This window comes from Ectobacillus sp. OTK, assembly GCF_059698935.1.
This window is the reverse complement of record NZ_AP048547.1, coordinates 532,530-544,276: the sequence shown is the minus strand read 5'-3', so window position 1 is coordinate 544,276 and position 11,747 is coordinate 532,530. Positions and strand designations below refer to the sequence as shown.

Genomic DNA, 11,747 nt, shown 5'->3' with positions numbered 1-11,747 from the left:
TGCCATATGGCAAGTCATTATAAACTTACGAACTTTTTATATTAAGAGAAAGCTAAAGGATTTCTCACTTCTCCTGTCCCTGTTACCCATTCATATTGACGAAGCTTCACTTCAAACAGCGTAAGCGGATCACGATACACTTCAGGTCTAGCCTTCATTGTATCAAGCAGCTGTTGCTCCCTTTGAATGTCTGCATTTGTCTCTTCTGCAAGCTGACTCAAAACAGAAAGCGGATTTCGGAAGAACATTCCTACATCCCGTACAAGCCCCTTTTCCAGCAATTCAAACTGCAGGAGAAACTTACTTGTCACAGCAGCAGCAATTTCGCTGTACTCTTCGCTCTCAATATGCTTCTTATATTGATTGTACAGCACCGTTCTGTTTTGTCCGAAAGTCCCGAACAACTTCCCAGCGCTTTTTAATAAAAATTGTGACGGCTTGGATCGAAGGAACACATTCACTTCCCCGATTTGTACCGTACTTGTAATTCGCTCTGCGTCGCGCTGCCAATCATCAAGCACTCTGAAATCACACTCAAGCCTGATTTTCTCTTCCTCGTATAGCGCATTAAACGCCTCGCTCATTTCTTCTAAATAGCCCTGCCCTTGCAATAGCTCCTCACGGGACTCTGCAATCCATTCCTGAATGGAAACAAGACATTCCGGCAATATTTTATTTTGCAAATAGCTTTGTATTCTCTTATTCATCTCTTCATTAATCTTAACATGAATATTTCGGAAATCACTATCCTCGCTCAAAATATCGGAACATTCCCGCAGCAGCTTAGGAATTTGCTCCGTAAGCTCGTCTTGAATCGCCTCTTTTACAACTGCATACGATTTTGTGATGATTCCTGCCTTTTCCTGCTCCAGATCACTTACCTTATGAATAGCAGCATTCAGCTTTGCAAGCATATCCTCGTTCCATTCTATAGAATCTGCCAGTCTTCTTTCCTTCTCCTCACGTTTTCTAATCAGATACATAATCATGCTTTTAATGAGGTATAAAAGCTTCGCAGAACGCCCCTCTTCCATGCCCTGAAGTCCAAAGCCAGCCGCTAGGAAGTCTGTTACATCACTTAATTGCTGTCTGCTTGCATACAAGGAGGAATATGGCAAAACTTCCGCATTAGGGAAATCAGCCTGTATGCGCAGCTGCGTACCTTGTGTAATCCGCATGGCTTCCTGCTCACTGTAAATGGTATCCATCTTATTTAATAGAAAATGAATCGGCAGGTTAGGAAGCTGCTTTCGGACTTGAAGAAGCACCCTGCGCTCCTGCTCCGTAAACGGCTCATTCACATTCAGCACAACTAACAGGCCGTTGGACGTACGGGCATATTCAAGCAGCTCGCTGCCTTGAAAGTTTGGTATATCAAAAATGGTGAGAGCATGTTCATATAAAAACTTGCTTGGTATTCTTACATGGACGCACTCTCCCCGTTGACTAGATAAAGTGTTTCCTGCTGTTACTTCTTGGAATTCAGCAAGGCTGAAAATCGTCCCTACTTCCGTCTCATTCATAACAGTAATTTCTGTCTCTGCACCATCGCTAATCGCAACAACTGCATCCGCAGCATGACCTGACACATCCTCTCCCAGTAGAGAATTGATAAAGGAAGATGTCCCGTTCCCTTTTACACCAGTAACTACGAGATGACGTGTGTTTGCGTCCGCAAGCTGGCGAACGAGCCAATCCCATCTTGGTCCTGCCTCTAAATCATTTCGCTTTGCCCACTGTGTAATCGAATCAAAAAGCTGCAGCGCATGCTCCAGAAGGTCATTGCTATACTCAGAGCGGCGAATTAAATCCTTAGCAGTACTTACAAGATTCGCCTCTATACTGTGCGGGAACATTTCGCTCCATGCCAATACTGCTGCAGATGGAAATACAGCATGCAAATGAGGTGTCAGCTTCAGCCAATTCGTAACTAAATTCGGCACAACATCATGCAGCTCATTAATAAAATATTGTCCCGTCATAAATTCATGGTATGCATCCTCATATAGAGCAGCAATTTCCTCCCAGGCATCATAAGGATTTATCTCAGCTTCTAAGAATACAAGATTAATAATCTGCATCCAAGCCAAATATGACTCTTGATTTTTATAGCTCTGCCAAAGTGCAGAAACCAGTTGCACAAAATGCCCTTGATCCAGCTTGTATAGCACAGCCAACAGCTCATAAAAGTACCCTGGCGCAAATCCCCTCGTATATCCCTTGCTCACATAGCCTTTTAAAATTTCAAACCATTGAAGAGATTCCGTCCGGATGGCTTCCTTCGCCGCAAGCTCAATTGCGCTGTTCCAATCCTCCTGTTCCTCATAGAAAGCGCGCGCTAGAGATGTGACATTCGGATAATCAGCATTGAACGATACCGCCTCCTGAATGACTTTGAAGGCAGACTCGATTTTATTCTGTTCGATATGAAGAGAAAACAGCTGCAGCGCAATTTCTGTCGTCAACGTGCTGCAATCTGTAACAATAGATGTATACAGCTCTTCAGCACGTTCTAATATACCGAGCTCAAAATAGCTATCAGCAATATTCTTTATGGCCCATGGCTGCAGTTCATTCTCGACCTTTTCCCATTTAAAAATGGCTGCTTCTAAATCCTTACTGTGATAATATATCTCACCTTGCGCGAAACGAATATAAGACAAATCAGTGATTTCATTGCTCTCTTCCGCCCGGTACAACGCACCAAGCACCTCAATTGGATGTCTCGTTTCATTCTCTATTAAAAAGGTTTCATAGTACGACTTGTTAATAAACTGCTTCTCGACTGTCATGATTTTCCTCCGATATACAGCAAAATTCATTGAAAACAGGAGCACATGATTGGAGCACCTATCCTCTTTCAATCTCTTTATTTTATCATATTTTCTTTTTAACAAAATTTTATTTTACTTTCATTTCCATGACAAGAAAGACACTTTATGTAAAATTTTTAACATAGTTTCAAAGAAGATCCTGGTTTCTCAAGAAAAAAGGACAAAGATCGATGATTTTTATTAAAAATGCAATACTACATATAAAATGATAAACAACACCCAATATATGAAAGACAGTTTATTTCTCATAATAGAACAAACGAGATGGTTATGCTATGAAACAGACAAAAGGGAAAAATCAGGCGAATCTGAAGTGATCTTACATGTAGTAAGTTGGTACCGTCTGAATTTTTATAATTCTGTAGAGATGATGGAAGAGCGCGGAATATGTGCAGCACTCACTGTGATTATGCGCTGGATTCATCCATATGAACCAGAACTTGATACACATACAAACTGTTTGGTAATGCATCATAATCCGTAAGCTTGCAGGAATTCATGCCCTGCATGTAACGTCTTTACACCAGAGACATAAATAAAGACCCCGTCCAATAACGGAGTCTTTGCATGATTACAAGAAACATAAAATCATGCCCTTATTAAACAATCCCCTGCTGCTCCATATATAAACAGAACAACAAGGGATTCAAGTATACACCGTACATTTCACCTGCATGCTTTCCTTTCTACCGAACAAAGGCTCATGACATAATAAAAAGCTCTTCCTCTTTCTTTTCTTCTTTCAATACTTCCCGCACTGCCTTTTCCCACCAGTAATAATCATCCTTCGCTGGAATGATCGGCCTCGCTTCCCTCCGCACTTTTACATCTGCCATCTCACAACAGATTTCATATACCTCATCAAATTGAACGAGAGACATTTGAATTACCTCCTTCAAATGATTTATTTCTTTCCTACATCCTTATTATATATCCAATTTTTGTAAAACACCATACTTAACCTCACCTAAATTGTGACCGCTTACACTTTTTTGAAATATTTACATCACATTGCCGTCCCTTCCTATATTTTTTATGAAAGAAAGATTCACAATGGCCTAGCTGCACTCATACTTTATTCTTACAACTGCTCATTACGTAAAACGGCCTCTTACCTGAAAATTTTTTAATTTCTTAAAGTACAAAAAACGGAACTCTCTCGAACACACACGACAGGATTCCGTTTTTTTATAACTATTTTTATTCGTCACATCTTATTCCATTAATGTAATAAGCGGACTCTGCTAATGAAATAAATGTAACCTCTACCTCCTTAGCCCCTGTCCCCATTATATACTTTGTAACAGCCCGTGCGAACTTATCACGAATCTCTTGTCCACGCTCAAACCATTTTACTTCAATCAGCGGAAACGATGGTATTTCTTCTCCATCAAAGATAAAAACAGATTGCGGTACCTCCAATGTAAAATTGTCTGTTCCACAATCACAAATGGATGCAAGTTCCTCTACTAACGGCTTGCTAATTTCCTTAGTTTGTTCAATTGTAATTCCTCGAATGACGATATGCGGCAAAATGATTTCTCCCTTCTTTGCTTTACTATGTCTATTATACTCATTTAGAGAATCATTTTGCTGCTATCTTTTTTCTGCTTCTCTCCCTGCGTTCAGTGAATAACCCCTCCCGACCCGCGACGCCCTTCACACATTTGAGGAAAAGGAATTCTTTCGAGAAAATGTTAAATAGAAGCCTACAGGCTTATTGTTCCTTACTTGTATGACACCACTCATAAATAAACGCAAGAATTACCTTCGTAAACTCAACAAGTTGTTCAACCGCTACCTTTTCATTAACAGAGTGTGCCTCCTGCAGCGTTCCTGGTCCATAAATAGCCGCTGGAATTTGAAATTCACTAAACCATCCCCCGTCTGTAACCGTTGGGGACATATCAATCGTTGCCTGGCGGCGGAGTGTTTTCTCATGAAGCGAGAATAATGTTTGTACGGCTGCATGAGCCGGGTCAACCTCTAAGGACGGAAAAATTTCTCCCCGATCGATAATCATAGATTCGCCGCCCCATTGAAATTGCGGAGGATTCTCCCGCAGCCATGGATCAGCATCAGCAATTTTACGAATAAAACTCTCGATTTCTTGTGTTACCTGATGATGTGTTTCATTTGGATAAAAATGTACAGTAATCCAAAGACGACATTCGTCCGCAATAAAAGCTGCGTGGCGTCCCCCTTCAATAACTGCAGGGTTAATCGTTGTCATGCCTGGCGGATATCCTTCGTATGTTTTCATCACTGCCCAATGTCTTTCAAGCTCCTGAAGCCCTTGGATAATTTTCATCATTTTCTCAATAGCGCTTGCGCCGAATAGCTTTCCTCCTGCATGAAGCATTTGTCGTCTTGTTGCATCATGAAAGGTTTGCGGGCTTTTGACTGTAATCCATCCCGTAATAACCCCGCCTTGCCCTTGAATGTGCAGATCACTTGTATCAACAACCAATGCAAAATCAGCGTTATAGCCGCGCCTACAGCACTGGAGGGTCCCTGCTTCTCCAACCTCTTCACCGATTACAGATTCAAAAATTAAATCCCCCGGCAGTTCAATCCCTGCCTCTTGAAGAAGCTGAATCGCAAACAATGCCCCTGCGATCCCACCCTTCATATCCGCAGCACCCCGACCGACTAAATATCCATCCTCGACAAAAGGGGAAAATGGGCCTATTTTCCACTGTTCGCCTTCGGCTACCTCAGCAACATCTACATGACCATTAATAATAAGGCTTTTATACTGCTCTGACTTCGTTCCTTTCTTTACCCCCACTACATTTGGATCTCCCGGATATACATCCCATTGATCTATTACAAAGCCGCATTTTCGTAAAAACTCCCCTACAAACCCCTGAATATCGCTTGTATTCCGGGCTGGTGGAGCAGGAGTTTCAAACTGAATAAGCTTTTTGGTCAGCTCAATCAGCTCTTCCTTTCGCTCGTCAATTTGTTGTAATAGCATCCAAATTTGTTCGTTCACCGCTCAACTCTCCCTTTCTTTTATAGAACTTTTTTCATCTTCACACAAAATCACCAAAAAGAAAAGCAGAGGGTACAGAGCGTTCTAGCGCTCCAGCCTCTGCTTTCATATAAATAATAGCTAACATGCTTTCAAAGCTATTTATAGGGTTAACAATTTATAACCCTTCCGCTCTAGATAAGTCCTAGCTTCTCCAGTCCATGCTTCACGCCATCTTCCTCTGCTGTAATTGTAACCATATCCGCATAGGCTTGCACCTCAGGAATGGCATTCCCCATCGCTACTCCCATACCAACCATAGACAGCATTTCAACATCATTCAAACCATCTCCAAAGGCAACAGCCTCTTCCTGTGAAACCTCCAATTGCTCTAGAAGCTTCAGGATCCCGGTTGCTTTTGTTGTATTGGCACAATTCACATCGCATGTACGCATCCCCGGACTGCTCCATCTTCTAAAATATAGCTCGGGAATGCTTTGCTGATACCCATGCTCCTCCTCTGCTTCACAGTGAAGAAACAATTGGTAGATGTCCTCATCCCTCCAAAATGCGGGATGTGCCTCCTGTAATCCAGATATCTCCTGGCGAAATGCCTCCTTGACATAAGGATGCTCCAGCTCTGTTACTCTTAGATCTGTTCCTCCAAGGTATGTTAACGGATGCTTATAATCACTTGTCCGAATATGAAGCTTCTTTAGTACGTCCTTCTCAATTGGTTTTCGGTGGATGATTTCTCCTTTATGATATACATAAGAGCCGTTAAAGAAGATCATCGACTGCACATCCAAATCATGAATAACAGGCTTTGCAAAATAAGGCGCTCGCCCTGTTGCGATTACGACGTGAATGTTATTCTCCTTTAGTCGCTGCACTGCCTGTTTTGTTGCATTGGTTACGCTCTTTCCGTGCGGCAAAATGGTGCCGTCAATATCCAAGAAAACAACTTTATACTTCATAATTAACTTTCCCCCTGTGCCTAGACAAGAACCATTTTGTCTCGATAGATATGTTATGCAATACTTCCTAGTACATCAAAACATTTTAGTGCAGTCTCTCACTAAACGATGAGATGGTATTCTGTAAATATAAAACACCTTCTATTGTAGCATGTTCATTCTTTTACAGAGGAAAAAAGTTTTTGCCCTCAGGCCTTCCTCTGAGCTATTTTTCAGAATCTAAGGTCCTGCTTTCATTATATAAGAACAATTATATAGTAAATGTTTAATTTTGTTTAATTTTGTTAAATTTAGAACATACCATTAATTCCTTATTTACCCATTCAGGAATCTATATTCATATCTTTACAAGCTTTTCTCCTTAAATGATCTAGCTTGAAATAGGATGATGGTATTGGATTTATACCCCAGCTTAACCTCTTTCTACTTACAGAACCATCTAAAACATAAATCACCCATTATTTAGCAAAATTTTCTGAAAATTTTTAAAAAACACCTTGTCAAATAGGCTTCTTTATGTGAAAATAGAAATATAGAAGTTCACAATTTTGTCACATTTACAAATGTGACAACTGATAACGAGAGAGGAGTTTGATAGCTATGCTAGAATTTGCAGTAGGAATGGTGCTTTTTTCTCCGTTTTTCTTGTTACCAATTGTATTACGACAATACTTTAAGAATTCTTCAGCAGACGTTGTTTGAAAATAAAAATGTAAGCACTTACAATTCCTGAAAGTAAGCCATGCGATTGGATCGCATGGCTTTTTGTTTTATTCGTGCAACAATAAAACTTTTCATTCTTCAGCAGGGACAGCTGATAAGGAACCTCTTGTATTTGAGAAGAATAGCTGCCATTAAGAATAGCTAAACTAAGTAAAGCAGGGGTTTCCTCTCCCCTGCTTTTAACCTTAAATGAATACATCTAGTAAAAGGATTGCCAGAAAAGCTGTAAAGGACAAGATTGTTTCCATCACAGTCCATGTTTTTAATGTCTCAGGTACTGACATGTTGAAGAACTCTTTAATCAACCAGAATCCTGAGTCATTTACGTGAGACAGCATGATGGAGCCAGCTCCTGTTGCAAGCACTAATAGCTCTGGGCTAACATTTGGCATTGTCGCCGCAATCGGTGCTACAATCCCAGCTGCTGTTGTCATCGCAACAGTCGCAGAACCAACAGCTGCGCGGATCATACCAGCGATTAAGAATGCCAATAGGATCGGAGAAATTGCTGCATCTGTCGCAAGCTTTGCAATGGCATCACCTACTCCGCTTGCTGTCAAAATTTTATTAAAGCCGCCGCCTGCCCCGATAATTAGGATAATAGAAGCTACCGGTCCAAGACAGTCATTCGTAAACTTTAAGATATCATTTCCGTTAAATCCACGCGCAAATCCAAATGAATAGAAAGAAAATACTAATGAAAGCAACAGCGCTACAATTGGGCTGCCGATAAAATCAACAACTTGACGGAACATGCTTTCAGCAGGATACATAAGATCTACTACTGTTGCTGTTAACATTAAAAGAACAGGAAGCAAAATTGTAAACAGAGTGATTCCAAAGCCAGGTAAATCTTTACGTTCTGTTTTTGTAAATTGTTCTACTAGTTCCCCGGACGGTTCTACACGAATCTTTTTTGAAATATAAGAGCCATAAATAGGACCTGCTACTGCTGCAGCTGGAAACGCAACTAGGATAGAATAAAAGATTGTTTTTCCTAAATCCGCCTGAAAGATTCCAACAGCCAGCATCGCAGCCGGATGCGGCGGAACAAGACTGTGTACAACTGCAAGTCCAGCAACTAACGAAAGACCAATTTTAATGAGAGAAGTTCCTGTATGCTTTGCAATTACAAAAACAAGTGGAATTAAGAGTACAACACCAACCTGGAAGAATACAGGAATACCGCAAATAACTGCAACAACCATCATCGCCCAGTGAACATTTTTCTCACCAAATGCACCGACAAGCGTTCGGGCAATTCGTTCAGCTCCGCCCGATTCTGCCATCATTTTCCCAAGCATGGTTCCAAGTCCAAGAACAACAGCGATAAAGCCTAAGACACTCGCCACTCCTTCTTGGAAGGCCTTCACAATATCAGGAAGCTTCATGCCGGAAGCTAATCCCATAAACAATCCCGCAACAATTAATGCTATAAATGGGTTTGTCTTAAATCTAGCAATCAATAGAATTAAACCCAGTATAGATATTACCGCATATAACAATAAACTTGTATTATGGCTTAGTCCAAATAAAGAACTCATGTCCTACTCTCCTTCTCAAGATGTAATTAATAATCCTGTATATCTCTTTGTATTGGTATTACACGGCCAAGTCATCTAAAGCTGCATATATTTACAATTACTTAAACCTAGAACGCTTTCTGTATTCGCTTTCAAATAAATTAATTGCAAGAAGTTTGATGTATACGAACATGCATCATGACTATAATAATGAAGCAGTCGTATACATCCACTCTCGCTCCAAATACAAAATCCTCATAATTACTGATTTAAAATTTCCACAGTGGTCTTTAATGTTGTCTTTGCTCCCACGTTTCCAGGGAAAATGACGTATGTGATTCCTGGGAATTTACTTTCCTCCCCTGTCACCCAAACCGGAATTCCCGGCTGAATTTGACCAGCTACAGTCGCTCGCTTTACCTGTAAGCCCTTTGTACCAATATCACTTGATGTAATACCGCCCTTCGCTACAATATAGCTTGGTCTTACTTGGAGCCTTTGCACAATGCTTGTGACTGCATCCGAAATTTGAACTGACAGCTTTAGCTCTTCCTCTTTTTTGTTCGGGCCGAGATCAAGTCTTGCTCTTTTCGTATAAACGGCTACCGTTTTCCCCGAGCTGATTAAGTTCTCACAAGCTTCAATAACCCTATTTACTTCAGCTTGAAAGCTTTCTGTCTGTAAAACAAGATGGCAGTCAAATTCAATGAATTCAATAAAGCTGCATTTTTTTAGTTCTTCTAACTGTTCCGTCGTCTTTTTCACGTGAGAGCCAACGATAATCAATCCTCCGTGATTAGACTCCTCCTGTATAAGCTCAGCTCTTGTAAGCAAACCCTTATCGCTTACTCCTCCGATCACCTTCGTGAAAGCAGCTGCACTTCTGAACATAAAATTCTTGCCCAGCTTTATTGCTCTTACTAACGCCGTAGTAAAAATTTTCACATCTACATAATCAACAGCATTGACTACTACTTTATTGAAATCGTGAACTGCAAGCAGCTGCTTTGTAATTGTGTCTATATCCAATGCTCTAATGCTTGCCAGCGAGATATATGTTGTATCTTCAGCTTTAAAAGCACCGTTTGTTTTTTCCTCAACCCACTCACCTAAATGTGACTTTGTATAGCCAAATGTTCGATCCTGCGCGAATTCTGTCTCACCAGCCGGTACCAAATACTCATCGTATTGAACGTAATGAATATTATCAACCGTGAAACGTCCACCCTCTTTAAAAAACGGCAGAAGCACCTCACCGTCAAATATAGTCCCATAGCTTGACTGTACTGTATCCCTTAGCACCTCTGTTTCTAAAGGATAATGTCCTCTTAACGTAGAATCCCCTCGGCTAATGATAATAAACTCCTTATTATGCTTTTTTGCAACCGTTGCAATGTTCTCGGCGATTTCCTGATGTGCTTGCTCAGTTTCGGATGCCGTAAAGCCTCTTGAATTTGTAAGAAGGAAAAACATGGAATTTTCTTCCTGGAAGCCCTTTTCAATACTCTCTACAGACCAATCTGTATACACAGAGATATTATGAACTGTTTGTACACCAGTAGGATCATCATCAAGTACGACTACTTTTTTCGTAAAATCCTGCAATTCCTTTTCCAGCAGTTCATCAACAACATTACAATCTACTGGTGGGATAGCAGCAAAAACGTTTTTCGCTAATCGCTTTTCATTACTCATAACTGTTCCCATCTTTAAGCTCTCCCTACTTCCACATTCGCAAGCTTTTCATAATACTGTACAATGCCGCAGTGATCATGGCTTGCCTTGCCCTCTACCTTCAATGCATGGAAGATTTCTAATACCTGACTAGAAAGTGGAAGCGGGACACCGATTTCGTGTGCTGTGTTCATAACATTTGCCATATCCTTTAGGTTGATGTCGATTCTTCCTCCAGCTACAAAGTTTCTTTCTAAAATTAACGGAACCTTTGCATCTAAGACAGCGCTTCCAGCAAGACCGCCGCGAATGGCTTGATACATTTTTTCAATATCAATTCCAGCTTTAGCAGCTAGTACAAGTGCCTCTGACATTGCAGCGATGTTGAGATTCACAATAATTTGATTCGCTAATTTCGCAGTAGCACCGCATCCGTTTCCGCCTACTAACGTTACATCTTTTCCCATGCAATGCAGTGCAGGTTTAACGCTTTCAAAAACCTCTTCCTTACCGCCAACCATAATGGCTAAGGTGCCATCTATTGCTTTCGGCTCTCCTCCGCTTACAGGCGCATCCAGCATTTCAATCCCCTTTTGTGCTAACTCACTTGCAATTTCTCTAGAAACCACCGGTGAAATAGAGCTCATATCAACGATTACTGCTCCTTGTTGCGCACCGCTTGCAATTCCATTTTCACCTAATACAACCGCCTTCACATGCTCAGAGTTTGGAAGCATCGTGAAAATAATATCGCTCTTTTCTCCTACCTCTTTTGGAGATTCGGCTGCAATAGCACCTGCAGCAGCCAATGTTTCTACCGCGTCTTGATTTATATCATAAACTGTTACCTTATATCCTGCCTCGATGAGATTCAATGACATTGGTTTTCCCATAATACCCAAGCCTATAAAACCGATGCTCTTTTTCATTTGTATTCCTCCCAAATCTCTTAATTCAGCAGATTCTCTTTCCGCTTTGCTGGTTAGCAAGAGCGGATGCTGCTAATAAATGAAGTCTAAAGATAATAAAGTATCCGCTT

At 40.9% G+C, this 11,747-nt stretch carries 9 protein-coding genes; 1 reads left to right on the top strand and 8 read right to left on the bottom strand.

Features of this window, described 5'->3' with window-relative positions:
• Positions 1 to 41: 41 nt before the first annotated feature.
• Positions 42 to 2,792, bottom strand: coding sequence for a GTP-binding protein (locus AC6HZ4_RS02780; RefSeq protein WP_497493544.1), 2,751 nt, complete (start codon positions 2,790 to 2,792; stop codon positions 42 to 44).
• A 355-nt stretch (positions 2,793 to 3,147) separates the two neighbouring features.
• On the opposite strand from AC6HZ4_RS02780, the gene AC6HZ4_RS02775 reads away from it, so the two are divergent.
• Positions 3,148 to 3,318, top strand: a complete 171-nt coding sequence (locus AC6HZ4_RS02775) for a hypothetical protein (RefSeq protein WP_497493542.1) — start codon at positions 3,148 to 3,150, stop codon at positions 3,316 to 3,318.
• Between the two features lie 217 nt (positions 3,319 to 3,535).
• Here AC6HZ4_RS02775 and AC6HZ4_RS02770 read toward each other — a convergent pair whose 3' ends face one another.
• The 7 genes from AC6HZ4_RS02770 to garR all read right to left on the bottom strand — a co-directional run bounded on the left by AC6HZ4_RS02770 (position 3,536) and on the right by garR (position 11,637).
• Entirely contained in the window at positions 3,536 to 3,715 is a 180-nt protein-coding gene (locus AC6HZ4_RS02770) for a hypothetical protein (protein ID WP_497493540.1), read from the bottom strand.
• Positions 3,716 to 4,034: 319 nt separating this feature from the next.
• Positions 4,035 to 4,367 carry a DUF1904 family protein gene (locus AC6HZ4_RS02765; protein ID WP_497493538.1) on the bottom strand — a complete coding sequence of 111 codons (333 nt, stop codon included), beginning with the start codon at positions 4,365 to 4,367 and terminating at the stop codon, positions 4,035 to 4,037.
• Between the two features lie 184 nt (positions 4,368 to 4,551).
• On the bottom strand, positions 4,552 to 5,814 hold the full coding sequence (locus AC6HZ4_RS02760) for an acetylornithine deacetylase (RefSeq protein WP_497495578.1): 1,263 nt from the start codon (positions 5,812 to 5,814) through the stop codon (positions 4,552 to 4,554).
• Positions 5,815 to 6,005: 191 nt separating this feature from the next.
• A complete protein-coding gene (locus AC6HZ4_RS02755; RefSeq protein ID WP_497493537.1) occupies positions 6,006 to 6,788 on the bottom strand; it encodes a Cof-type HAD-IIB family hydrolase in 783 nt (260 codons plus the stop codon).
• A gap of 908 nt (positions 6,789 to 7,696) precedes the next feature.
• A complete protein-coding gene (locus AC6HZ4_RS02750; RefSeq protein WP_497493536.1) occupies positions 7,697 to 9,055 on the bottom strand; it encodes a GntT/GntP/DsdX family permease in 1,359 nt (452 codons plus the stop codon).
• A 240-nt stretch (positions 9,056 to 9,295) separates the two neighbouring features.
• A complete protein-coding gene (locus AC6HZ4_RS02745) occupies positions 9,296 to 10,729 on the bottom strand; it encodes a four-carbon acid sugar kinase family protein (RefSeq protein ID WP_497495577.1) in 1,434 nt (477 codons plus the stop codon).
• A 14-nt stretch (positions 10,730 to 10,743) separates the two neighbouring features.
• Positions 10,744 to 11,637, bottom strand: a complete 894-nt coding sequence (gene garR / locus AC6HZ4_RS02740) for a 2-hydroxy-3-oxopropionate reductase (protein WP_497493534.1) — start codon at positions 11,635 to 11,637, stop codon at positions 10,744 to 10,746.
• Between the last annotated feature and the right edge of the window lie 110 nt (positions 11,638 to 11,747).

Bases quoted from the DNA above. Each gene is read 5' to 3' on its own strand.
- AC6HZ4_RS02780 (WP_497493544.1), bottom strand. From the start codon at position 2,792: ATGACAGTCGAGAAGCAGTTTATTAACAAGTCGTACTATGAAACCTTT.
- AC6HZ4_RS02770 (WP_497493540.1), bottom strand. From the start codon at position 3,715: ATGTCTCTCGTTCAATTTGATGAGGTATATGAAATCTGTTGTGAGATG.
- AC6HZ4_RS02760 (WP_497495578.1), bottom strand. From the start codon at position 5,814: ATGCTATTACAACAAATTGACGAGCGAAAGGAAGAGCTGATTGAGCTG.
- AC6HZ4_RS02755 (WP_497493537.1), bottom strand. From the start codon at position 6,788: ATGAAGTATAAAGTTGTTTTCTTGGATATTGACGGCACCATTTTGCCG.
- AC6HZ4_RS02750 (WP_497493536.1), bottom strand. From the start codon at position 9,055: ATGAGTTCTTTATTTGGACTAAGCCATAATACAAGTTTATTGTTATAT.
- AC6HZ4_RS02745 (WP_497495577.1), bottom strand. From the start codon at position 10,729: ATGAGTAATGAAAAGCGATTAGCGAAAAACGTTTTTGCTGCTATCCCA.
- garR (WP_497493534.1), bottom strand. From the start codon at position 11,637: ATGAAAAAGAGCATCGGTTTTATAGGCTTGGGTATTATGGGAAAACCA.